The sequence below is a fragment of the Pseudomonas sp. NIBRBAC000502773 genome (assembly GCF_006517195.1).
Taxonomy (GTDB): domain Bacteria; phylum Pseudomonadota; class Gammaproteobacteria; order Pseudomonadales; family Pseudomonadaceae; genus Aquipseudomonas; species Aquipseudomonas marginalis.
Genome location: NZ_CP041189.1, coordinates 6,572,832 through 6,596,904 on the forward strand (window position 1 = coordinate 6,572,832; position 24,073 = coordinate 6,596,904).

The window sequence follows — 24,073 nt, forward strand, 5'->3', positions numbered from 1 at the left end:
GCATGAACCTTAAACGCATGTTTCCCGTCATTGCCTTGGCTGCCCTGGTGTCCCAAGCCGCAGAGGCCCGCGAACTCAAGGCCCTGGGCATCAGCATGGGCTCGCTCGGCAACCCGTATTTCGTGACCCTGGCCGATGGCGCCACGGCCCGGGCCAAGGAGCTGAACCCCAACGTCAAGGTCACCTCGGTGTCGGCCGACTACGATCTGAGCAAGCAATTTTCGCAGATCGACAACTTTATCTCGTCCAAGGTCGACCTGATCCTGATCAACGCCGTCGACCCTTCGGCCATGGCCTCGGCGATCAAGAAAGCCCGGGATGCCGGCATCGTCGTGGTGGCGGTGGATGTGGACGCCAAGGGTGTGAATGCCACCGTGCAGACCGACAACGTCGAAGCCGGCAAACTGGCCTGCCAATACCTGGTGGACAAGCTTGCCGGCAAGGGTAACGTGATTATCCAGAACGGCCCGCAAGTCACCGCCGTGACCGACCGTGTCAAAGGCTGTAAAGCCGCATTGGCCGGCGCGCCGGACATCAAGGTGCTGTCCGACGACCAGGATGGCAAAGGCTCCCGCGAAGGCGGCCTGAACGTGATGCAGGGCTACCTCACGCGCTTCCCGAAAATCGACGGCCTGTTCGCGATCAACGACCCCCAGGCTATCGGCAGTGACCTGGCGGCCAAACAGCTCAAACGCAGCGGCATCATCATCACCTCGGTGGACGGCGCGCCGGATATCGAGAACGCGCTGAAGACCGACACCCAGATCCAGGCGTCAGCCAGCCAGGACCCATGGGCCATGGCGCAGACGGCGGTGAATGTCGGCAATGACCTGCTCAATGACAAAGCTCCGGCCGAAGCGGTGACCCTGCTCACGCCAAAACTGATCACCCGCGACAACGTCGGTACGTACAGCGGCTGGTCGAGTAAACATTGATAACGTGAGAGGAACAGCGTCGTGGTGACCATGGATGACGTGGCAAGCAGGGCGGGAGTGTCGACGTCGACCGTGTCACACGTGTTGAACGGCACCCGCAAGGTCAGCCCGGCCACGGTGCTGGCGGTGCAGCGGGCGATCCAGGAACTGGGGTATATCCCCAACACCCTGGCGCGCTCGCTGGCGCGGTCGAGTACCAACACGATCGGCGTGGCGATCTCGGCGCTGTCCAACCATTACTTCAGCGAGACGGTGCACGCGATTGAAACCGAGTGCGCCAAGCACGGCTACATGATGCTGTTTGTCGACACCCACGACGACCCGGAGCAGGAGCTGCGTGTGGTCACGGCGCTGCATCACCGGCGGGTCGACGGTATTGTGCTGGCGCCGTCGAACGGTTCGATGGCCCTGGAATACATGCGCGCCAACGAGATTCCGGCGGTGCTGGTGGACCGCATGATGAGCGAGCAGTTTGACCAGGTCGGGGTGGAGAATGCCCAGGCCACCCAGGCCCTGATTGAGCACCTGATCGGGCACGGGCACCGCCGCATCGGCTTTATCGCCGGGCGCACGGGTTTCAGTACCACGGATGAGCGGGTCGGGGGTTACCGCGCGGCGTTGCACGCGGCGGGGCTGGCCTTCGATCCGCAGCTGCTGGTCAACGGTGGCTCCAACACCGAACCGGCGCGCCAGGCCACGGCGCAGTTGCTGGGCCTGGCTTCGCCACCCACGGCGATCATGGCCGGCAATAACCTGATGACCCTCGGCGCGATGCACGCTCTGCGTGACGCGCAGCTTGAAGTGCCGAGACAAATGGCCCTGGTGGGCTTTGATGATTTTGACTGGGCGGATTTTTTCGTGCCGCGCCTGAGCCTGATCGCACAGCCGGTCAAGGCCCTTGGCGCCCGCGCGGTCGACCTGTTGCTGCAACGTATGGCGTCGCCTGATGCACCGCCCCAGAGCGTGCGCCTGGCGCCGACCCTGCAGTTACGTAACTCCTGTGGCTGTCCTTGATGGGAATAACACACGCATGAACAGTCCTGTTTCCCTGGGCATTGACCTGGGCACGTCGGAACTCAAAGCCATCCTCATGGACGCCACTGGCGCGGTGCTGGCCCATGCCGGCGTGCGCTTGAGCGTGTCGCGCCGGCACAGCGGCTGGTCTGAACAGGCGCCGGAAGACTGGTGGCAAGCCTGCTTGCAGGCGTTGGCGCAACTGCGCGGACACGAGGCGTTTACCCGCGTGGCCTGTATCGGCCTGTCGGGGCAGATGCACGGCGCGGTGTTGCTGGGGGCGGACAACCGCGTGTTGTACCCGGCGATCCTGTGGGACGACTCCCGTGCCGTGGCCGAGGCCGAACAACTGGGTCCCGGCTTCGCCGACGTCACCGGCAGCCTGCCCATGGCCGGGCTGACCGCGCCGAAACTGCTGTGGCTGCAACGGCATGAGCCCGAGGTGTTCCAGGCGATTGACTGCGTGCTGTCGCCTAAGGATTACCTGCGCTTGCGCTTGAGTGGCGAGCGCATCAGCGAGATGTCCGACGCGGCGGGTACGTTGTGGCTGGATGTGGCGCGGCGGGCATGGTTTACCCCTATGGTTCGCGCTACAGGCCTTACGCCCGGGCAATTGCCCAGGCTGGTGGAGGGTGGTGCGGCGAGCGCGCTCTTGACGGCCACGGCACTGGGCCTGTCAGCTGACGTGGTGATTGCCGGCGGTGGCGGTGACAACCCCGTGGCGGCAGTCGGCATCGGCGCGGTCAACGCCGGTGATGGCTTTATCACCCTTGGCACCAGCGCGGCCATTGTTGCGATCACCGATCACGCTGCAGGCAACCCGGCCAGTGCAGTGCACAGCTTCTGCCACGCGCTGCCCAACCGCTGGTACACCATGGGCGCCATGCTCGCCGGCGCCAGTTGCCTGCGCTGGGTCACACGGCTGACGGGCATGGCCGATGAACAGACGTTGCTGGAGCAGGTACAGGCGCAATTGCCGATTGAGCAGCACGTGCCTTTGGAGACGCCGTTGTTCCTGCCGTACCTGGCCGGTGAACGCACGCCCCACAATGATCCTATGCTGCGCGGCGGCTTCATGAACCTGGGCCACGATTGCACGCCGGCGATGCTCGGTTACGCGGTGATGGAAGGGGTGGGTTTCGGTTTGCTCGATGCGTTGCGCGCGGTGCAATCGACCGGCGCCGACGTGGGAGCCTTTACCCTGGTGGGCGGCGGTGCGCGCAGTGAGTACTGGGCGCAGCTGCTGGCGAATATCCTGCAGCGGGAAATCTTCACCTTGCACGGCAGTGAATTGAGCGCGTGTATTGGCGCGGCAAAGCTCGGGTTTGTGGCGATGGGGCAGGGAGCGGAGCTGCTCGCGGCGGGGATGCCGGTCAAGGCGCGATATAAGCCTGACCTGTTGCAGCAGCCGGTGTTGGCGGCGCGTTATCGCAGTTTTCAAAGTTTGCTGCCCGCCGCCAAGGCCCTTCACGACTAGGCTCCTGTTGTGGGTGGGGCTGTTGTGGTGAGCAGACCTGTTGTGGTGAACGGGCCTGTTGTGGTGAGTGAGCTTGTTGTGGTGAGCGGGCTTGCCCCGCGCTGGGCTGCGAAGCAGCCCCAATCCAATAAAGGCACCGCGTTTCTCCAGGCATAGTGAGTAGTCAGGTTTAGGGGCCGCTTCGCGCCCCAGCGCGGGGCAAGCCCGCTCACCACAACAGCCCCGCTCACCACAACAGGCCTGCTTGCCACAGGAAGCCTGCTCACCACACCCGGCCCACTCTCCACAAGAATCGGTGTGTTGTTGTTCAGTCGTTGGTCAGCGGTGGCAAACGTCGCTTTACCGGGGTTTTCTTGACGATGGCGGTGTTGGTTTCGGCATAGGCATTGATCCGATCCAGCAGGCTGTCGAGATGGTCCATGGTGCGCACGTGCAGGCGTGCGATGAAGCAGTCTTCGCCGGTGACCTTGTCGCATTCGGTGAATTCGGGGATCGCCTGGATCTGGCGCTCCACCTCCTGCAATTTGCCGGGCAGGGGGCGGATGCGCACGATGGCTTGCAGCAGGTAGCCGAAGTGCCTGGGGTCGATGTCGACGGTGTAGTGAGTCAGCACGCCGCGTTCTTCCAGGCGGCGCAGGCGTTCGCCCACACTGGGCGAGGACAGCCCGGTGATGCCCGCCAGGGCCTTGAGGGACAGCCGCGAGTCATCCATCAAAGCGGCGATGAGTTGCTGGTCGATGGTGTCGATCATGGTGTTCGCCTAATAAGAAAAGGTGATTGCGGAATTTTGCCTTTTTTAGTCACTGGAGCCGCGCACAAGCAGATTGCCATAATTGAGCCTCACTTGAGGAGCATCAATCATGGATTCATCCATCCGTCGCGGTTCGTGGGAAATGATCGCCGCCATGCTGATCTCGGGCACCATCGGCTGGTTTGTGCTGGTGTCCGGTGTATCGGTGATCGAAGTGGTGTTCTGGCGCTGCGTGATCGGCGGGCTGAGCCTGTTGCTGGTGTGCGCGCTACTGGGTTATCTGCGCCTGGACCTGCTCAGTTGGGCCACGTTCGGCCTGGCGATGCTCAGTGGCGTGGCGATTGTCGGCAACTGGTTGCTGCTGTTCGAATCCTATTCCCGCGCCTCGATCGCCATCAGCACGGCGGTGTACAACGTGCAGCCGTTCATGTTGGTGATGCTGGCGGCGCTGTTCCTCGGGGAAAAGATCACTATGCAGAAACTGGCGTGGCTGAGCCTGGCGTTCCAGGGAATGCTGGCGATTGTCACCGCCCATGGCGATCAGCCAACCGGCGACGATTACCTTGCAGGCATCGCCCTGGCGCTGGGCGCGGCATTGCTGTACGCGATTGCCGCACTGATCATCAAGCGTTTGAAGGACGTACCGCCGCATTTGATGGCGTTGATCCAGGTGACCACCGGCGCACTGTTGCTGGCGCCCTTGGTACCTTGGAATAGTTTGCCTGCCACCACCAACGCCTGGGCGGCATTGGTCACGCTCGGCGTGGTGCACACCGGTTTGATGTATGTGTTGCTGTATGGCGCGATCCAGAAACTGCCCACCGCCATCACCGGCGCACTGTCGTTTATCTACCCGATTGCGGCGATCTTCGTCGATTGGATTGCCTTCGGGCATCGCCTGGGTTGGCTGCAATGGCTGGGGGTGGCGGCGATCCTGCTGGCGGCGGCGGGGTTGCAGCGGGGCTGGTGGTGGCCCCGCTCCAGGAGGGTCAGTGCGTGCCCTGAAAGATGATATTTTCCGGGTTGAAATGCTCCACCACACTGCCCGGCTGTGGCAAGCCAAGGATATGCCCCTTGATCTTGCCCACCACGTGCATCTCGCAGGGTTTGCAGTCGAACTTCAAGGTCAGCACTTCGTCGCCATGAATCAACTGCATCGGCGCGACCTTGGTCTTCACGCCCGTGACACCCTTGGCCTGTTTAGGGCACAGGTTGAAGGAGAAACGCAGGCAGTGCTTGGTGATCATCACCGGCACTTCGCCTTTCTCTTCATGGGCTTCAAAGGCTGCGTCGATCAGTTTCACGCCGTGACGGTGGTAGAAGTCGCGGGCTTTCTGGTTGTAGACGTTGGCCAGGAACGACAGGTGCGCTTCCGGGTACACCGGCGGCGGCGTGGTTTCGGCCTTGCGCCCGCCACGGGGGTGGGCGGCAACACGGGCGGCGGTCAACGCTTCGATCACTTCGCGGCGCAATGCCTTGAGCTGCGAGTTGGGAATGAAGAACGCCTGCGGTGCATCCAGTTCGATACGGGTGGCGTGATACTCGGTGGTACCGAGTTGGCCAAGCAGGTCGCGCAGGGTGTCCAGCGCTTGTTCCGGTTTGTTGGCCACGCCGAACGGGCCGGGCAGGGTGACGCTGGCGTGGATGCCTTCTTCGCTGGTGGCGGTGACGTCCAACTGCTCTTCACGCAAACGCGCGACCCATGACAGGCCGATACGGCGTTCGGCCGAGGTCTTGAGCAACGCCTGTTGCCAGTTGTGGTCGAGGTTGCGGTTCAGCGGGTGGTTCGGGCGCAACTGATGCAGGCCGGCCGGCATTTCATTCGGCTCGACGCGGTAGCGGTAGCGCTTCTCACCGTCTTCCTCGAACTCGCCCTTGGGCTCGGCGATGTTGGCGCGGAAACCCACCACTTCGCGCTTGACCAGCACATTGAGGCCGTCGCCGTTGGACAGCGGCTCATGGGTGATCACTTGCAGGTCACGCTTGCCGGCTTTTTCCACCACGCCCACCGGCAAACCGGTGAAGGTCGGGGTGTCGAAGGCGCCGATGTCGATCTTGCGGTCGCTGACAAAGTAGTCGGTGCTGCCACGGTGGAAGGTTTTTTCCGGGTCGGGCAGGAAGAAGTGCGCGGTACGGCCGCTGGACGCGCGCGCCAGGTCCGGACGGTCTTCGAGTATTTCGTCGAGGCGCTGGCGGTAATAGGCGGTGATGTTCTTCACATAGCCCATGTCCTTGTAGCGGCCTTCGATCTTGAACGAACGCACGCCGGCTTCCACCAGCGCGCGCAGGTTGGCGCTCTGGTTGTTGTCTTTCATCGACAGCAGGTGCTTTTCAAAGGCCACGACGCGGCCCTGGTCGTCTTTCAAGGTGTACGGCAAGCGGCACGCCTGGGAGCAGTCGCCACGGTTGGCGCTGCGGCCATTTTGCGCGTGGGAGATATTGCACTGCCCGGAGAACGCCACGCACAGGGCACCGTGGATAAAGAACTCGATGGCGGCATCGGTCTCGTCGGCGATGGCGCGGATTTCCTGCAGGTTCAGCTCGCGGGCCAACACCAACTGCGAAAAACCGGCCTGGTCGAGGAACTTGGCGCGGCCCAGGGTACGGATGTCGGTCTGGGTGCTGGCGTGCAGCTCGATGGGCGGAATATCCAGCTCCATCACGCCAAGGTCCTGCACGATCAATGCATCGACACCGGCGTCGTAGAGCTGATGGATCAGCTTGCGCGCGGCTTCGAGTTCGTTGTCATGCAAGATGGTGTTGATAGTCGTGAAGACGCGGGCGTGGTAACGACGGGCGAATTCCACCAGTTGAGCGATATCGCTCACTTCGTTGCACGCGTTATGGCGCGCGCCGAAGCTCGGGCCGCCAATGTAGATGGCGTCGGCGCCATGCAGGATGGCCTCGCGCGCGATGGCGACATCGCGGGCAGGGCTGAGCAATTCCAGGTGATGCTTGGGCAAGGACATAGTTTTTTTAGTCAGGCTTGTCACGGTTGAGGCGCGCATTGTAGCTGTGAAATGCCTGACCGGCATTACTTCAGGCTTGAGCGGCCATCGCGGTGACTTCCACGCGCATGCCGTCTACCGCCAGCGCAGCCACGCCAACCGCCGCACGCACGGGCCATGGCTTGGCAAAAAAGCGTTTGTAGACCTCATTGAACGCGGCGCGGTCGGCCATATCGGTCAGATAAATGGTCAGGTGCATGACCCGGTCCATGGAGCTGCCGGCCTTTTCCAGGGCCACTTTCAGCGCTTGCAGGGTGCATTCGCTTTGCAGGGTGATATCGCCCAGTTCCAGGCTGCCGTCGGCGCGGGTCGGGATCTGGGTGGAGACCAGGATGCCGTTGAAACCGACAACGTCGGAGGAAATCGACTCGGCATCCGGATCGGGGGTGTAGGACAGGTCGTGGTTGGCCATGGGCGCCTCTTGTTGGCAATAACGGAAAGGCGCCATGGTCCCCGAAAACAATCCCAGGGGCAAACCGCTGGCTTATACCCAGCGGCGGAACAACACGCTGGCATTCACGCCACCAAACCCGAAGCCGTTGGACAGCGCGTATTCAATCGCCATCGCCCGCGCATCACCGCGCACCATGTCCAGCCCCTCGGCCAGATCATCCGGGTGTTCCAGGTTGAGGGTCACCGGTGCGACCTGATCGCGCAGGGCAAGTACGGTGAAGATCGCCTCAATGCCGCCCGCGGCGCCCAGCAAATGGCCGGTGGCGGACTTGGTCGAGCTGATCGCCAGCTGGCCATCGACACCGAACACGGTCCTGATGGCTGCCAATTCGCCCTTGTCGCCCACCGGCGTCGAGGTGGCGTGGGCATTCAGGTACTGCACCGCAGACGCCTCGATCCCCGCCTGACGCAACGCCTGCGTCATCGCCCGGCGCGCACCGTCGCCGTCTTCCGGGCCGGCGGTCATATGGTAGGCATCGGCACTGGTGCCATAGCCCACCAATTCGGCAATAGGCCGGGCACCGCGTGCAAGGGCGTGTTCCAGCTCCTCGATGACCAGGATGCCGGCGCCTTCGCCCATGACAAAGCCGTCACGCGCCTGATCGAACGGGCGCGAGGCGCGCTCGGGGGCGTCATTGAAGGCGCTGGACAACGCCCGTGCCGCCGCGAAGCCGCCCAGGCTGACGCGGTGGATCGCCGCTTCGGCGCCACCGCACACCGCCACGTCCACTTCACCGGCACGGATCATCCGCGCAGCGTCGCCAATCGCCTGCACCCCCGCCGCACAGGCCGTGACCGGCGCTCCCAGCGGGCCTTTCAAGCCATAGTTGATCGACACATGCCCGGCGGCCATGTTGCTCAGGAACGATGGGATGGTGAACGGCGACAAACGTCGCGGCCCCTTGCTGTCGGTGGTGCGTACCGCCTCGGCGATGGCCGGAAAACCGCCGACGCCCGAGGCAATGATGGTGGCGGTGCGTTCCTGCTGCTGCGCGGTGTTCGGTGCCCAGCCGGCCTGCTTCAAGGCTTCGTCGGCCGCCGCCAGTGCGAACAGGATAAAACGGTCCATCTTGCGCTGCTCTTTTGCCGCCAGCAGGCGATCAGGATCGAACCCGGCTTCAGGGTCCTGCAGCACGCTCTGCACTTGGCCGCCGATGCTGATGGCCAGGTCGCCGATCAGTTCTTCAGGCAGGCGACGAATACCCGACTGCCCGTTCAACAGGCGCTTCCAGGTTGACTCCACATCGGCGCCCAACGGTGTCAGCGCACCCATGCCTGTCACAACGATACGTTTACTCATGATCAATCGACTCCGGTTGCGTTGAGGGTCCAGACCTTATGGACGTCACTATCATGATGAAAGTAACATGGCATCACACAACTGTGCACCGGCCCCAAGGAATCCTTATGCAACGCAAGTCCCTGACCCGCGACGAATGCCCCATCGCCCGCAGCCTCGACCGGGTAGGGGAGTGGTGGAGCATCCTGATCATGCGCGACGCGTTGCAGGGGCTGCGCCGCTTCGATGAGTTCTCGCGCAGCCTGGGCATCGCGCCGAACATGCTCACGCGTCGCCTGACAGCGTTGGTGGAGGCGGGGATGCTGGAGCGCAGGGCCTACAGTGAGCGGCCGCCGCGTTATGAATATGTGCCGACCGCCAAGGGCGAGGATTTCCGCATGGTGCTGATGTCGCTGGTGGCGTGGGGTAACCGGCATTACGCCGAAGAGGGCACCAGTGTCGAGTTGGTCGAGCGGGACACGGGGCGGCCGGTGCAGCCGATGTTGGCGAGTGCAGAGGGACACATCGTAGCGTTGGAGGACTGTGTGTTGCAGGCCGGCCCGGCGGCCAGTACCGGTATGCGGGAGCGCTTGGCTTCGCTTGCCGCAAAGCCTTGAATCCTGCGGGCTCAAGCAATAATTTGACGCCAGAAAATAATCCTGCTGCACCCCTTAAAGTCGCGTATTTCCCAGCCGATAGCGAGTCAAGACACAGGTTTTTCCGCACGGCTGAGGGCTCGTCATGTTCAATACAACACTCAAAAACGAACTGGCGGCCAGGACGGCCGAAGTCACCGAGTACAAAGGACTGATCAGCGCCCTGGAACGCTCCATGGCGGTCGTCGAATTCGACCTCAACGGCAAGGTCCTGCGTGCCAACGATAACTTCCTGAAAACCCTGGGCTACAGTCGCGACCAATTGGCGAGCAAATCCCACCGGGACTTTTGCTTGCCGGCGCTGACCAACAGCCCCGCCTACAGCCAGTTCTGGGGTGAGCTCAAGGCCGGTAAGTTCGTATCGGGCACCTTCAAGCGCGTGGATGCCCACGGCAAAACCGTCTGGCTGGAAGCCAGCTACAACCCGGTGCTGGATGAGCGTGGCCAAGTGCTGAAAGTGGTCAAGTACGCCCTGGATGTCACCGCCAAAGTCGAACAGGAGGCGGCGACCCGCAGCAAACTGGCCGCAGTGGATCGGGCAATGGCGGTGATCGAGTTCGACTTGAACGGTCAGGTGCTGGACGCCAACGAGAACTTTCTGCACGTCATGGGCTATACGCTGGCCGAAATCAAAGGCAAGCACCACCGCCTGTTTTGCGAACCCAGCCTGATCAACAGCAGCGAGTACACCGACTTCTGGCGACGCTTGAACAACGGTGAATTTTTCACCGGGCAGTTCAAACGTCTCGGCAAGCATGGCCGTGTCGCGTGGCTGGAGGCCAGTTACAACCCGGTCTACGACGGCGACGGCACGCTGATCAAGATCGTCAAGTTTGCCAGTGACATCACTGAACGCGTGGAAAAGTTCGAGGAAGACTCACGCGGCGCCTCCCGGGCCTACCATATTTCCTCCGAGACCGAGCGGTTTGCCGAGCACGGTACCCAGGTGATCCAGGATACGGCGACAGAGATGCGCCGGATCGCCGAGAACATCGGCGCATCGGCGCGCCTGGTCGGGCAGCTGGGCGACCGCTCCGAGCAAATTACCGCCATCGTCAATACCATTCGAGGCATCGCCGACCAGACCAATCTGTTGGCGCTCAACGCGGCCATCGAGGCTGCCCGTGCGGGCGACCAAGGACGTGGTTTTGCCGTGGTGGCCGATGAGGTCAGGCAATTGGCGGGGCGTACCAGCCGCTCGACTGCGGAAATCGCCGAAATGATCGGCATGATCCTTTCGGAAACCCGCGACGCGGTGGCCAGCATGAGCGCCACCCAGGAAGGCGCGCAGCGTGGCGTGAACCTGGCGGACCAGGCGGGCTCGGTGATTTTGCAGATCCGCACCAGCACCAGTGATGCGGTGCAGGCCGTGAGTATGTTTGCGTCGAAACTGGATGAGTCGGAGGTTATTCCCAAGACGGCTGTCGGCTGGGTGGGATAATTCCCGCGTACCGACAGGCTTACCTGCACGGGCAGGGCTCAGACCAGGCCCAGTGCTACTTTCTCCTCGAAGTCAGCTTTTAGCTCGGTCTGCCACGCCAGCAGTCGAGCTGGATCGCAGATCACCTCAAACAATGCCTGATGCACGGCATGATTGGGTTCTGCCGCGCAAAGACGCTTGGCCATATCCAACACTTCCCGATCAAGTTCCTGGGTTGTCAGGGCGGCCTTTTTATCCACCTGCCAGCGCTCCAGCCAGCGCTGGACCCGACGGTATTCGGCGCGCACTTCTTTGCTCCAGCGTTCGCTCAGATTGAACACGCCATTCAGGTTGACAACCCTTGGTGCATCAATCGGGTCGATGCTTTCCAGTTCAACCTTAAGGTCGACCGGCAGCAGCTTCAGCGCAAACTTTCCCGCCGGTGGCCGTTTGTAGGGATGGAACCACTCTTGAAACGAGCCATCTGTGTGGACCTTGTCCGCTCCTTTATTCGGGGCTTCGTTGCAGTCGTCGCACATGGGGATGAGGTTGTCTTTGCACACTGACAACATCGGGAATTGCGCTTTGGCTACCCAGTGATCCACATGCGCCTTGCCCAGTTCAGCCCCACACACTACGCACGCCTCGCGAGCATCGGGATGGTCGTCGACTTTGTGAATCTGCTGAAAGTCCTGCTTGAAGAACTCGTAGGTAACCTGGCTGGGCTTGTCGTCAGTGACATTGCCCGCGACACCATAGGGCAATCCCTTGCGCAACCCTGGCGAGTAGAACGCTTCCATCAGTATTTGCAGCGCGTCCCAGTCGGCATCGGTCTGGAATGGTTTTTTGATCGGGAGCACAGGGGTGTTGGGCGCCAATGAAAAATAGCCCGACACATCGCTGGTTTTCATCACCCACTGTTTCAGGTTGTTTTTGTCGCTGACGCTGAGATCGGCCAATCGAATGGCGTGCGTCAACAGCGGTGTTTTACCCACCTTTCGCCCCAGAAAGTGCCAGAGCCATTTACCCTCGATCCGCGTGCCCAGTGCCTTGATGAGTTCTGCTTCAGTGAGTCGGCCGCTGTGGACCGTGGGTTCACACAACCACAAGGCAAAGGTGTGCATCATTTTCTGGCAGGCTGCCAACGCCGGTGCCCACTTGCTGTATTGAATCGGCTTAAGCACCCGATTTGCCCTCGTAATGTTGCTTGAGCAACTCAAGGACACCGTTGCGCATCGCACCGTCTTTCAAGCTTGGCAGCAGTTGCTTCAATGCCCTGACCTCGTCATCTTCCTTCCAGCGGTTTAACAGCACCCGCAGTTCCGAACGGTGGAAACCCGTGCCCAGGTGCGCAATCAAGGTTTCGACGCGGGCAATGTCCTCAGCCAGCGGCACTTCGATACCTTTCACCTCGTCCAGGAATTTCTCGATGCGAGCCTTCGCCCGTGAACCGATGCTGTCCTTGGCCTTGAACACCGACATCAACAGCGCCCCAGGCTCGGTGCCGAAGGTGCGTGTTTTCAATGTGCCGGCGCGGGAGTGGCCGACGCTGTCCTTGGCGATGAAAATGACTTCCTCGTCAAACACGTCGGACAACACAATTGACGAATGGCTGGCCACCAGCACGGCGCTGTTGTCCCTGCCCATGGCGTGCTCGATGATGCTGACAATTTCGCGCTTCCAGCTGTCATTGAAATGGGTCTCGGGTTCGTCCAACAGCAACAGCGCATCCGGCTCGCCGGCCAGCAGATAAAACAGCGCCCAGCGCCGCAGGACCATCTGTTCGCCGTCCGACATTTCGCTGTAGGCCATGATGCCTTGGTCGTGGAGGGCGTCTTCGCGACTGGTTTTGCCATCGCGACGAATGCACATCTCAAGATCGCCAACCAAGCCCAGGGCCATCCAGCGGATCAACTCATGGAAGCGACTGAATGGACTTTGGCTGGCTTCCCCAAGCATCAGCGCCAGTACGTCGCCCTGATGTTGAATGCCCTGGTTGTGAAAGCGTGCGTCGAAACAGGACGTTCGCGTAGCAGGCACATCTCCTTCGATATCGAAATAAACCCTGCGCAAGGAGCGATTCGGATGGGGGATTGCAATCACATCACCGGCCATCAGCAGCAGGTCATGGATTTTTTTCTGGAACGCGGGCGGCGCGTCCTTCACTTTATCCAAGTCAATCAGCAGGCCCACACTGACCAATTGATGCCAGCCTGCTGTTTGCAGCAGCGCGGCCAACCGAGGCTCTCCCTGGCCGTTGCGGGTAACCAGGCTATCGTGCAGCGCCACCGCCAGCAGGGCTGCATCAGGACGATTGTCGCTCAGCAGGAAAGGCCGACTGAGCAGGTCACTTGCATCACGGTTGATATACGCCAAGGGGCTGCTCTGCCGGCTCGGCAACTCTGCGAGCCGTACGCTGCTCTCGTCGTAATGAGTCCAGCCGGCCGGGCGCTCCATGCCCTGGCCGTAGAGCTCCTGATCGTTGATGTCGGGGAGCGCATCGGCGCTGAGCGGTGGCTGCCAGATGGCTTGCCAGGGCCTCCATGACCCGGATGTGTAGGCCAGGACCTTGGGCAGCAGATCTTTCACGCCCTGGGGGAAGCTGCCCCTGGGGACCCGCGTGACGAATCCAAGTGACTCATGCTCACCCTTGCGCAACGCGGCAAGGCACTGGGTGAACGTGGCTTCGGCGCAATGCTTGGGAAAAGGATTCTGCGTGCGTTGCCAGATGGCGGCTTCGCTTTTTTTGCCAGGGTTGTCGAAGACGATTTCGGAAAACTGTTCATCCGCGCCCAACTCATAGATCAGCGTAAAGGGAAAACCCGGGAGCTGCCCGTCCGCCATTGCCAGGAAGATTGCGGAAATCGCCCTGAGCAGATGGCTCTTGCCACTTCCGTTAAGCCCGGCGATGAAATGGATCCCGCAGCGGTTGGTTTCATCACCCAGCACCGGCCAAGGGGCCTTGTTCGAGAAACTGATCTTGACGTGGGACAGTGGAGGGTAACGGTCGATACTCAGATAACGCAGGCGCATTTATAACCCCAACTCGGCTTCGAGAATGCTCGCTCTCAATGCTTTGGCATCCCGTGATGCCAGGCCGTCTTTTACGTGCCCGTCCGCGCTCTGCCGATAGGCGCGGAACGCTGCCAGATAGGGCGCCGCATCGCCTTGGCCACGGGGCGGAAGGCTGATGTGCTGGATCAAGCCCAGCGCGCAGAGTTGTTCCAAGGTCCGGCGGATCTGGCTGGGACTGACGTATTCATGCAGAGGGTTCAAGGCGTGCGAGGTGCAGAAGGCGTCGAAGCTTTCAGGGTCGTCGACAATCAGCGCCTGGCGGCGTCCACGCAGGCCGCGCCATACCAGGCGTTGGAGCAAGGAGAGTTGTTCAGTCGCCGTGGTGCGGTAGGCACGCCTGAATGCGCTGGATAAGACCGGTGAAACCTCACTGGCGTCGATTTCATCGTCGGGTACCGATAGCGCCACATACGGCGGTGAAGGCGCGCGCCAACGTGCGGACAACTTGCCGTCGAAGGCGTCCCTAGCGATTGCATGATAGAGAACACGGGACTTTTTCTTGGCCTGCTCAAGCGCGGTCACAGGCACCGCGTCAAGTATTCCAAGGATGCGGCGCTGCTCGGCCCGAGTTGGCAGTGCAACCTTCATGCGCCCCAGATACTTTTCAACGAGAGGCCGTTCGGTCGTTACGGTCAGGCCGAACCAGGCCGATCGGAACAACGACGCGAGGTAGTCAGCGCAAACCTCATTCTTTGGGCGCAAGACGGTCAATGTGCGTGAGGCGAATTTCGGCATATCCCCCTCGGGCACAACGCCCACTTGGCCATAGGTAACCCGGTCGGGATGTGCTCCGAGCAACAGGTCACCGGTGCGAACTTCACGGCCGGGATTGGGCATGTCGTGTAAACGCACCAAGGTTGGCCGTAGGTGGGACATTAAAAGATCCCGGTGGGCAAAGAACGCCACCTCGGTATCCGCTGCGTACCCAGCCTTGGCCCCGTCATCGTGAGGGTTGATCCAAACGATGTCAGCCAACGTCAGCAGTGCCCAACCTGGCCCTGTTGTCCCGGCAGGCGGCAACATGAGCCGCGTTGCCAGCTCGCGCTTGAGGTGGTGGGCTCTGTTTACGGCTTCGCGATAGGGACGGACACTCGCTTGCTCAAGCGCGTCGACGATATACCGCTGCTCGTCGATTGAGGGCAATGCAATGTGCAGGTTGCGAAAAAAGCCATGGGACAAGGTGGGCTGGCTGCGCGTTGAGGTGTTACTGCGTGCGGCGAGTTGCCGGAGCCAAGGTTGTTGGAAGAAATGCCAGAGATAGTGGGCAGAGAGTTGGGGGCCTGGGCGTAGAACGCTCATCTGGGGGCCGAATCCCACCCCCTGTGGCAAGTCGCCGACCACCGCCGAAATCCAACGCCCTGACGTGACGCCGGCAAACAACACATCGCCCTGGCAAAACATGGCGGTGCCTTCAGGGACGTCGGCCAACAAGCGCTGGTTGGTGTTCAGGATTTCGCCGGTTTCATCGTCAATTCCCGCGTAGTCGACGTAGTCGACCGACAATTCATCGGCGGGCAGGCTGTGCCTCGGGTTGAGCTTGCACACCTGCAGCAACGGCACTTCCCGCCAACGGGAAACGGCACTCATTGGCCCGCCTCCAGCAGCCCACGTAAGTCGCCCAACCGGTCGAGAATGCTTTGTTCTATCGCGCAAAGCTCATCAAGCAGCTCCAGCGTGCTGGCGCCCTCAGGAACCCTCGGCGCTTCAGGCCAGCGGTAATCATTGAGATCCAGGCTCCATTGGTTGGCCTCGATACAGTGGGGGGCCAGGAAACCCTTCTGCAGGACGCCGTCGACATAGAGTTGCCGCGCCATCTCTGCCGCGTATTCCGGACGCACGCGTCGGGCCTCGTCGTGGGAACCCTTGATTTGACCGGTAAGGTCCTGCCATTCGGGGTTGGGCACCCACTCGCGAACAGGCACTCGCCATTGCTTGGTAACGCTGGCCCGGCTTGGGAAGAACTGCATGAACTGACGACCCGGAGCACTGCCATCCAGGTCGTTTGTAGACAGCGCGATGACTTCGTTCACAAAGTAGTCGCGAGTGGCCTGTTTTGTCCCATCCAGAGGCTGATAATACACACCGCTTTCCAACCGCTTATTTCGCCGCCGAAAGTGCACCATGGCGTCGTACAGGTCGTTCTTGTCTTCCCCGACTTCGTAAAACCACACGCTGCCGGTCTGGGGTGCGGTGTGGGTGTCCAGCGCTGAGGCATGCTCCGAACTCTGGACTTTCTTGAAGATCAGCAAAGCGACGGGGGTAGAGACTTGTGGCAGTGTTCCGGGCGGCAGCAGAATCACCCCCTCGACGACATGCCGCACGAGCAACTCGTGGCGCAATCGGCGCTGTGCTCGCGTGGTTCCGTAGAGCACGCCCTGGGGCACGATCAAGGCGGCACGGCCTTTGATTTTAAGCAAATCAAGGGAGCGCCAAATGAACAGCAGCTCCAGCCGGCGGGTGAGTTTATCTTTTTCACTGAATGCGCTAGGCGGCAGGTAACCCGCACTGGCCGGCAGGGCATCATCACCTACGTTGCCCAGTGGCAGGTCACACAGGACATAATCGTAATGAGCGCTTTGCAGCAACCTTTTGACGGCATGACCGTCGAGCAGTCGGGAAACACTGTTACCGGTGTGCAACTGGGTGGGATTGAGCTTGTGCAAGAGCATGCTCATCCAGCCGATGCGCGCCATTGACTTGTCTACGTCGATGCCCACAGGGATCCTGCGCGAAGCTTTGCTGCCGCTATTCATCATGTAGTGCTCGGCGTCGAGCAATAACCGCGCCGTGCCCACAGCGGGATCGATCAAGCGGGCACCGGGTGTGGGGTCCAACAACGACACGATAAATCGCGACAGTCGCGGCGGCGTGGTATTCAGCGAGTTTCCACCCACGGCGGCGAGCTTGAGCAGATCATCGAACGCCTTGCCGGCCGACGGGGCTGTAAGCGTTCTTTTTTCAACGAAGTTGAACAGCCCGTCCACGGCCTTCAACAGCATGAGCAAGGCTTCGGGTTTGGAGGATTCCAACTGGAAATAGGCGTCGCTGAACAGCCCATTCAAGTCCAGGCGCACCTTGTCGGACACATCGTGGATCGCTTCATAGTCCCGCAGGCGCCGAAAGACATTGCCCGCCAGGAGGGGAGCGGGGTCGGCGCTCTCCAGCAGCGCGGTCCAGGACCGGTCAAACCGCAGGTGCTCCAGATACTTGATCAGAATCAGGCAGGCAATTTGCTCGACAGCGACCTGAGGCGAAGACGCGAGACCGGAGGCCACGAGGATATTCCACAGCGCAACGGCTTGATTAGGGGCGTGTTCAGTCGACATCGGAGTCCTTTTCGATAGGTGTGGCGGTCAAGCCGGCAAGCATAGAGGCAAATGGCCAGAATTGGCAGCCAAGGCGGGAGAATTGAAGGCAGGACCAGGCTAAGGGCAGGCCCAAGCCTGGGCAGGTGGATGGGTCAGTCAACCCAGGCAAGGAGGGTGATGGTTCGGGATTACTCTTTCACATCCATGAACTCTTCAGCCCACGCCACATAGCTCTCTGGCAACGTGTAGGTATGGGTCAGTTCGGTAGCGCTGAGGTTCGAGGTGCTGTGGGTCAACTGACGCTGGGCACGCAGGCTGTCGTAGGTGGCCTTGATCGCCGCAAAATACGCGCCATGACCGGCAACTACCACGCGCACGCCTAGGCTGGCCAGGCGTTGGGCGTCATGGAGCTTGGGGTTGCCGTAGGTCACCAGCATCAGCGGTACCGTGAGGTTTTCGGCGATTTTTTCCAGATGCTCGAAGTCGCTGATGCCAACCATGCAAATCCCATCGGCACCGGCCTTTTGATAGGCCAGGGTACGCTCGATAACGGCTTCGGTCGGCAATACGCCGGCGTTGGTCCGGGCGATGATCGACAGTTCAGGATCGACACGGGCTTCCAGGGCGGCGCGGACCTTGCCGATGCCTTCCTGGATGGAAATCAGGTCGGTGGATTTACGCCCGAATTGTGCAGGCAGCAGCGTGTCTTCAATCGTCAATGCCGCAACGCCGGCGCGCTCAAGCTCTTCGACGGTGCGCATCACGTTGAGTGCATTGCCGTAACCGTGGTCGGCATCGGCAATAAAAGGCAACTGGGCGACGCGGCCGATACGGGTGGCCTGCTCGACGAACTCACTCAGCGTGATCAAGGCAAAGTCGGGCGCAGCCAATACCTGCAACGACGCAACTGACCCTCCCAGGATACCCACCTCAAACCCCAGGTCTGCCGCGATACGGGCGGACATGGGGTCGAATACGGAAGCGGTTTCAACGCAGCTCGGCTTGGCCAGCAGTTCGCGGAAATTGCGGCGCAGCGTCGAGTGAGATTTTTTGGGCATGTTCTTTCCTGGCTCTGGTCATCGTCATGTGACGATCTATGTCTATTCGTGGTCGCCCGAGATTACCATGCAGGCGGGGCGGGGATTATGACGTTTGAGCATGGGGTATGCTGGAAACAGATGGTGCACGTCGGCCTTAAAATGCTGATTCCGCATTATTATAGAATTACGTTATGCATTATAAGAAGTTTACAGCGGCCAGTCCGGTCCTTATGGTGTGGGCAGATTATTCCTGTGAACACTACCGAGACCGTACGCGCGGATCGACTTGAACGGCCTGACAAGGCATCTGGAGACGAACGTGCGTTACCTGACGAGACTGGCGGCCGGGTTGGCGGCCGTATTGCTGTGCCTGACCGCGAATGCGCAAACGCTGGTGGTGGGCGACCAAAGCTACAACGCCCAGGCCGCGATGGAAGCGGCGGGGGTGCTTGAAAACCTGCCCTATACCCTTGAATGGAAGCAGTTCACCGCCGGGTCGCCGGTTGCCGAAGCACTCAACGTCGGCAGCCTGGACATTGGCTTGCTGGGTGATGCGCCCGTGCTGTTCCTGGGCGCATTGGGCGCGCCCATCAAGGTGATTGCGGTCAGTCGGCAAAATCTCGACGGCGTGGCCATTCTGGTGAAAAACGATTCGCCCATCAGGAGCCTTGCGGACCTTGCAGGCAAACGTGCGGCCATCTGGAAAGGCTCCTGGAGCCAGCAACTGTTGTTGACGGCGCTGGATAAAGCCGGCGTGCCATCGGACTCACTGGAGTTGCGCTACCTCAGTGCGCTGGATGCCTCCCATGCCTTGGAAGGCGGCTCGGTGGACGTTATCGCCACCTGGGAACCTTACGTTACGCAGCAGGAACGCCAAGGCGCGCGGGTGCTCGCGACGGCTGATGGATTGATTCCGGCCCAGAGCTTCATTGCAGCCAACGCCCGTGCCGTCGAAGCCAAGCGTGTGCAGATCAGCGATTTTCTCCTGCGCCTGAAAAAGGCGCGTGACTGGGCTCGCCAAACCCCGGCCAACACCGACGCTTATGCCGATGCGTGGGCCAGGCGTACGCGTGCGGACGCTGGTATAGCGCGGGCCTGGTTTGCCCGTGCGCGCACGACCGTCGAGCCCGTGACGGCGCAGTCGCCAGTAGAGGCGCAAAAGACTGTGGACTTTTTTGCCGGCCAAGGGTTGGTCAAGTCGTACCCGGCAGCCAATCTGTTCGATCAGTCATTCGCGGCGTCCCTGCAGCCGGCCGTCGCTGAGAACCAGCCGTGAAGGCGTCAAGGAAGACTCTGAACATGACTAACAGACAGCTCAAACTGGGTGCCTTGACGATGGGCAGTGGCGGGCCGGGTCGCCATAACCTGTGGCTCGATCCGCAATTACCGGCCGACGCCAGCATCAACGTCGACTGGTACATCGATATTGCGCGTCAGGCCGAGGCGGCGTTGTTCGACTTGATGTTTATCGTCGACAGCCAGTTCATCACACCGGGGTCGCCCTCCCATTATCTGAATCGGCTGGAACCGCTGACGCTGCTCTCGGCGCTGGCCGTGAGCACACGCCATATAGGCTTGGTCGGTACGCTGACCACCTCTTACAACTCGCCCTACAACGTTGCGCGGCGCCTGGCTTCACTGGACCTGATCAGCAAAGGTCGTGCGGGATGGAACGTGGTGACCAGCGGCGATGCCGGTACCGCCGGCAATTACAGCCGGGACGAACACTACGATTACGACACGCGCTACGGCCGAGCGGCTGAACACGTTCAGGTTGTGCAGGGCTTGTGGAACTCCTACGAGGAAGATGCCTTCGTGCGCGACCGGGCGACCGGGCAGTTTCTTGACCCGAGCAAACTGCATCGCCTGAATCACCAGGGCGAGCACTTTTCGGTGGTCGGCCCGCTGAATATCCAACGCTCACCCCAAGGCCAGCCGGTGATATTCCAGGCCGGTGATTCGCCCCAGGGGCGCGAGCTGGGTGCCGCCACGGCGGATGTGATCTTTACCCATGCCGCCAGTATCGAACAGGGCCAGGCGTTCTATCGGGATGTAAAGGGCAGGGCAGCACAACGGGGGCGCGACCCGGAGCAGATACTGGTCATGCCTGGCGCTGAAATTTACGTCGGCGACACGGATGAGCACGCCCGTGAAATCGAGCAGCACTACCATCAGGTCGACCACAGCTTTGAGCTCGCGCTGAAGGAATTCGGACGTAACTTTGGCTGGCATGATTTCAGCCAGTACGACCTCGATGCGCCGTTTCCCCAGGAAAGCCTCGAGTCTGCGCGCAGCAGCTTTTTTACTGCGGCCAAACGGATTGCCGATCAGGCCCGCGAGAAAGGTTTCACGCTGCGCCAGGCCGTAGAGTTTGGTCGACAACTGCGTCCCGGCGCATTCGTCGGCACAGCTGACACGGTCGCGCAGAAAATGGCCGACTGGTTCGAGGCCCGCGCCGTGGATGGCTTCAACATCTACATCGGGCACCCCGAGCAATTCAAGCGTTTTACCCAAGACGTCATACCGTTATTACAGGCCCGTGGCGTGTATCGCAAAGCGTATGAAGGGACGACCCTGCGCGAAAGCCTGGGGTTGCCGATTCCGCGCTTTGAGCGCCGCGGACAATGCCTCAACGCACTGGGCACCGAAAACACGCCGGTTAAATCTTGAATTGCCTCAACAGGCCTTCCAGGCGATGACCGATGGCGTACAGCTCATCGACCGTGTGTACGCCGCTTTGGGTCTGGTCTGCGACGTTTTCAATCGCGCGGGCTATCTGGTGGACACTGCGATTGATGGCTTCGGCAACCGACGTCTGCTCTTGCGCGGCGCTGGCGATGTGCGCGTTCATGGTGTTGATGGTAACGATCAACTCGACCGCCTTGCCCAGCGACTGCCCGGCTTGTTCAGCGTGCAGGCTGGCGCCATGACCTGCTGCGCCGGAGTGACTCATTGCAGTGACGACCTTGGTGGTGGCCTGGTCAAGGCGCTCGATCATCGCTTGAATTTCCTGGGTGCTGAGTTGCGTCCGGCTTGCCAGCGCGCGTACTTCGTCGGCAACCACGGCAAATCCACGACCTGCATCCCCGGCCCGGGCGGCTTCGATCGCGGCATTGAGTGCGAGAAGGTTGGTTTGCTCGGCGATCGAGCGGATTACATCCAGCACCGTGACAATGCCTGCTACATCGCCTTGCAGGCTTTTCAGCGAGGCGCCTCCCGCGGACAGGTCCTCGGTCAGGCTGCCCAACCGGGTGATGCTTTCATTGACGACCTGCCTGGCGTGCTGGGCCTGCACATCGGTTTCGCCTGCTGCCTCTGAAGCGCTCTGGGCACTGTTGGCGACCTCTTGCGCCGCAGATGACATCTGATTGATTGCTGCAGCGACTTGATCGGTTTCCTGGCGTTGCTGTTCCATGACCTGATCGATGCATTTGCTCTGTTCGGCCACCTGGGTCACGGACGTATTCAGTTCTCTGGCCATGCCGACGATCTGGCCGACCAGCCCATGAATCTTATCGACGAAGGCATTGAACGACACGGCCACCTGGCCGAACTCGTCGCGGCTGATGGGTAAGCGCCGCGTCAGATCGCCTTCGCCCGCGGCGATCTCATCGAGGTGCTCGCGAATCCGCGACAGGGGACGCAGGCTGCTTTTAACCATTAACACTGCGAGCACGCCGGTGATCCCGAGCGCAATCAAGGCAATGACGGTTATCCCGTAGACCAGGCTGCGCACACGCTGATGGATTTCCCCTCGTACTTGGGCAACCTGGCTTTCGATTCGGTCGAGATTGATCGCGGTGACCACGACCATGTCCCAGGCCGGCAGGTAAAAGCTGTAAGCCAGCTTGGGAACGACTTTATCCGTATTGATCAGGGCCCCCGAATAGTTGACGAAGTGGGTGTCGTTCTTCGCGGCGGCAACCATTTCCCGGTTCAGGTAAAGCCCGTTCCTGTCTTTGCGCTCACTCATGTTGGTGCCGACGCCTTCGCTGCTGTCGCCACGAAACAGGCGCACGACCTGACTGTCGTAGCCGATAAAATAGCCGTCGTCCCCATACTTCATCCGGGACAGCCGCGCGATCGCCAGCGCACGCGTTGCTGTGTCCCCTGTCTCGGCCTGCGCATACAGTTCCGCTACCGAGGTTCGGGCAAGGTTGGCGTAGTCTTTCAAGCGTTCCCGGCTTTCATCCAGCAGGCGTTCCCGGGTCGCCGTGACTTCCTGCTCGGCGCTCGACAGCAAGGTGGTGCTCGTTGTCAGCGCCAGTACTGTGGATAACAGCACCACCGGGGCCAGCACCAGCATCAGTACTTTGTTTTTAAACAGCATGCGTGGGGTTCCTCACCTGAATCTGTAGGAAAGCGGCCGCAAGGGCCGCGATCGTCGACTTACCAAAGGGCGATGTCATAGGTGAGGTAGAGGCGATTGCTGTCGCGGCCGCGGGAGAACTCAGAACGGTAGACATAGTTGCGCATGCGCACGCCCAGCCCTTTGAACGTGCCGGTTTGCACAACGTAAGCCAGCTCGGTATCACGCTCCCATTCCTTGACCGTGGTCGCGGACTTGCCGTCATTGCCGCTCAGGTAGCGCGTTGAGAAGGTCAAGCCGGGCACGCCGACGGCGGCGAAGTTGTAGCCATAGTTGAGCATCCAGGTCTTCTCGTCCTCCTCAATGAATTTGCCGATGCCGGCATTACTGAACGAGTAGACGGTCGCGCCGCTGATGTAGGGTAATCCGGCATCACCGCGAAGGGCCTGGTAGCCGCCACCGAGGGTATGGCCTGCAATCACGTAGGACAACTGGCCGCTGAACATGTCATTGTCGATTTTGCCTGCGTAGGCCGAGCCGCTATCAACGCTGTTGAAGTAGCGCAGGTCGCTGGTCAGCACGCCACCGGCCAGCGGCAGGTCGTGCTGGATACCGGCGAAGTTCTGTCGGTAGAAGTGCTCCAGTTCCCCGTAGAAATAACTCAAACGCAGGTTTTTGCCCCATTTGTACTCAGCCCCGGCGTAGTTGAAATCACCGGATTTTTCCCCGCTGTAGCCATCAGGCACGATCGGCACGCTGTTGGTGGAGTCGCGCAGTTTGAAACGGTCCAGATGCCCGCCGGTCACTGTCAGGTTCTCGATGTCGCTGCTGCTGACCTGGGTGCCCTGGTAGGTCTGGGGCAACAAGCGTGCATCGTTGTAAATCAGCACCGGCGTCTTGGGCAGCAAGGTGCCGTACTTGACCGTGGTTTTGGCGAACCTGGCTTTTGCCGTAGCGCCGGCGCTGGCAAACTCGCCGGCCGCCCGCCCGTCATCATGCACCGGCATGAGCCCGGTGCCACTGCGCCCGCGCCCTGAATCGAGCTTTACCCCATAGAGCCCCAGGGCGTCCACGCCGAAGCCGAGGGTGCCCGCGGTAAATCCGGACTGATAGTCCAGCAGAAATCCCTGGGCCCACTCGGTGCGTTCGCTCTTTGCCGTTCTGGCGGCCCGCGCACTCAAGCCATGCTCGTCGCGAAAGTTCTCGTTGAAATACACATTGCGCAGTTGCAGCTTGAGCTTGCTGTCATCAATAAAACCTTCGGCGTTGGCCGCCGCGACGGGTACCAGGCCTAACGCGCAAAACAAAGCTCGACGGGTATACATAGGGTTCATGGCAAATGACTCGT

Annotated in this window: 18 protein-coding genes and 3 pseudogenes; 9 read left to right on the forward strand and 12 right to left on the reverse strand. The window is 61.0% G+C overall.

The window, feature by feature from the left end:
- Positions 1-2 precede the first annotated feature (2 nt).
- The 3 genes from NIBR502773_RS29985 to xylB are packed head-to-tail and all read left to right on the forward strand — an operon-like array spanning position 3 to position 3,426.
- On the forward strand, positions 3-935 hold the full coding sequence (locus NIBR502773_RS29985) for an ABC transporter substrate-binding protein (RefSeq protein ID WP_141157728.1): 933 nt from the start codon (positions 3-5) through the stop codon (positions 933-935).
- Between the two features lie 21 nt (positions 936-956).
- A complete protein-coding gene (locus NIBR502773_RS29990) occupies positions 957-1,949 on the forward strand; it encodes a LacI family DNA-binding transcriptional regulator (protein WP_141157729.1) in 993 nt (330 codons plus the stop codon).
- 16 nt (positions 1,950-1,965) lie between these two features.
- On the forward strand, positions 1,966-3,426 hold the full coding sequence (gene xylB, locus NIBR502773_RS29995) for a xylulokinase (RefSeq protein ID WP_141157730.1): 1,461 nt from the start codon (positions 1,966-1,968) through the stop codon (positions 3,424-3,426).
- Between the two features lie 307 nt (positions 3,427-3,733).
- Here xylB and NIBR502773_RS30000 read toward each other — a convergent pair whose 3' ends face one another.
- Complete coding sequence (locus tag NIBR502773_RS30000; protein ID WP_027605815.1) at positions 3,734-4,177, reverse strand: Lrp/AsnC family transcriptional regulator; 444 nt, start codon at positions 4,175-4,177, stop codon at positions 3,734-3,736.
- Positions 4,178-4,286: 109 nt separating this feature from the next.
- On the opposite strand from NIBR502773_RS30000, the gene NIBR502773_RS30005 reads away from it, so the two are divergent.
- Positions 4,287-5,189, forward strand: a complete 903-nt coding sequence (locus tag NIBR502773_RS30005) for a DMT family transporter (protein WP_141157731.1) — start codon at positions 4,287-4,289, stop codon at positions 5,187-5,189.
- Here the strand turns inward: NIBR502773_RS30005 and NIBR502773_RS30010 are convergent.
- The 3 genes from NIBR502773_RS30010 to fabF form a co-directional block, all read right to left on the reverse strand.
- Complete coding sequence (locus tag NIBR502773_RS30010; RefSeq protein ID WP_141157732.1) at positions 5,167-7,146, reverse strand: U32 family peptidase; 1,980 nt, start codon at positions 7,144-7,146, stop codon at positions 5,167-5,169. The genes NIBR502773_RS30005 and NIBR502773_RS30010 overlap by 23 nt on opposite strands.
- Positions 7,147-7,216: 70 nt before the next feature.
- Positions 7,217-7,597: a RidA family protein gene (locus tag NIBR502773_RS30015; RefSeq protein ID WP_141157733.1), complete on the reverse strand. Its 381-nt coding sequence runs from the start codon at positions 7,595-7,597 to the stop codon at positions 7,217-7,219.
- A gap of 72 nt (positions 7,598-7,669) precedes the next feature.
- Positions 7,670-8,938 (reverse strand): beta-ketoacyl-ACP synthase II, encoded by a 1,269-nt coding sequence (gene fabF, locus NIBR502773_RS30020; protein WP_141157734.1) that lies wholly within the window; start codon positions 8,936-8,938, stop codon positions 7,670-7,672.
- 107 nt (positions 8,939-9,045) lie between these two features.
- On the opposite strand from fabF, the gene NIBR502773_RS30025 reads away from it, so the two are divergent.
- The 3 genes and pseudogenes from NIBR502773_RS30025 to NIBR502773_RS31510 form a co-directional block, all read left to right on the forward strand.
- Complete coding sequence (locus tag NIBR502773_RS30025) at positions 9,046-9,534, forward strand: helix-turn-helix domain-containing protein (protein ID WP_141157735.1); 489 nt, start codon at positions 9,046-9,048, stop codon at positions 9,532-9,534.
- A 214-nt stretch (positions 9,535-9,748) separates the two neighbouring features.
- Positions 9,749-10,378: pseudogene (locus NIBR502773_RS31505) on the forward strand (PAS domain-containing protein); the annotation flags it as partial.
- Between the two features lie 159 nt (positions 10,379-10,537).
- A pseudogene (locus tag NIBR502773_RS31510) lies at positions 10,538-11,014 on the forward strand (methyl-accepting chemotaxis protein); the annotation flags it as partial.
- 38 nt (positions 11,015-11,052) lie between these two features.
- On the opposite strand, the gene NIBR502773_RS30035 reads toward NIBR502773_RS31510, so the two are convergent.
- From NIBR502773_RS30035 to NIBR502773_RS30055, 5 genes are all read right to left on the reverse strand, one after another.
- A complete protein-coding gene (locus NIBR502773_RS30035; RefSeq protein WP_141157737.1) occupies positions 11,053-12,177 on the reverse strand; it encodes a hypothetical protein in 1,125 nt (374 codons plus the stop codon).
- On the reverse strand, positions 12,170-14,026 hold the full coding sequence (locus NIBR502773_RS30040) for an AAA family ATPase (protein WP_141157738.1): 1,857 nt from the start codon (positions 14,024-14,026) through the stop codon (positions 12,170-12,172). Before NIBR502773_RS30040 ends, NIBR502773_RS30035 begins: the two co-directional genes overlap by 8 nt.
- Entirely contained in the window at positions 14,027-15,655 is a 1,629-nt protein-coding gene (locus NIBR502773_RS30045; RefSeq protein WP_141157739.1) for a restriction endonuclease subunit S, read from the reverse strand.
- The gene (locus NIBR502773_RS30050; RefSeq protein ID WP_141157740.1) at positions 15,652-17,394 is read right to left on the reverse strand and encodes a class I SAM-dependent DNA methyltransferase; all 1,743 of its coding nucleotides are present in this window, start codon (positions 17,392-17,394) and stop codon (positions 15,652-15,654) included. Before NIBR502773_RS30050 ends, NIBR502773_RS30045 begins: the two co-directional genes overlap by 4 nt.
- 170 nt (positions 17,395-17,564) lie before the next feature.
- Entirely contained in the window at positions 17,565-18,434 is an 870-nt protein-coding gene (locus NIBR502773_RS30055) for an oxaloacetate decarboxylase (protein ID WP_065941466.1), read from the reverse strand.
- 301 nt (positions 18,435-18,735) lie between these two features.
- Between NIBR502773_RS30055 and NIBR502773_RS30060 the strand changes: the two genes are divergently transcribed.
- Positions 18,736-19,692 (forward strand): ABC transporter substrate-binding protein, encoded by a 957-nt coding sequence (locus tag NIBR502773_RS30060; protein WP_141157741.1) that lies wholly within the window; start codon positions 18,736-18,738, stop codon positions 19,690-19,692.
- A gap of 23 nt (positions 19,693-19,715) precedes the next feature.
- Positions 19,716-21,086 carry an LLM class flavin-dependent oxidoreductase gene (locus NIBR502773_RS30065; RefSeq protein ID WP_141157742.1) on the forward strand — a complete coding sequence of 457 codons (1,371 nt, stop codon included), beginning with the start codon at positions 19,716-19,718 and terminating at the stop codon, positions 21,084-21,086.
- Here NIBR502773_RS30065 and NIBR502773_RS31515 read toward each other — a convergent pair.
- The 3 genes and pseudogenes from NIBR502773_RS31515 to NIBR502773_RS30075 all read right to left on the reverse strand — a co-directional run bounded on the left by NIBR502773_RS31515 (position 21,076) and on the right by NIBR502773_RS30075 (position 24,050).
- Entirely contained in the window at positions 21,076-21,897 is an 822-nt protein-coding gene (locus NIBR502773_RS31515; protein ID WP_373682404.1) for a methyl-accepting chemotaxis protein, read from the reverse strand. The two genes, NIBR502773_RS30065 and NIBR502773_RS31515, sit on opposite strands and share 11 nt — an antisense overlap.
- Positions 21,898-21,981: 84 nt before the next feature.
- A pseudogene (locus NIBR502773_RS31520) lies at positions 21,982-22,746 on the reverse strand (cache domain-containing protein); the annotation flags it as partial.
- A gap of 59 nt (positions 22,747-22,805) precedes the next feature.
- Positions 22,806-24,050, reverse strand: a complete 1,245-nt coding sequence (locus NIBR502773_RS30075) for an OprD family porin (RefSeq protein WP_373682405.1) — start codon at positions 24,048-24,050, stop codon at positions 22,806-22,808.
- Positions 24,051-24,073 lie beyond the last annotated feature (23 nt).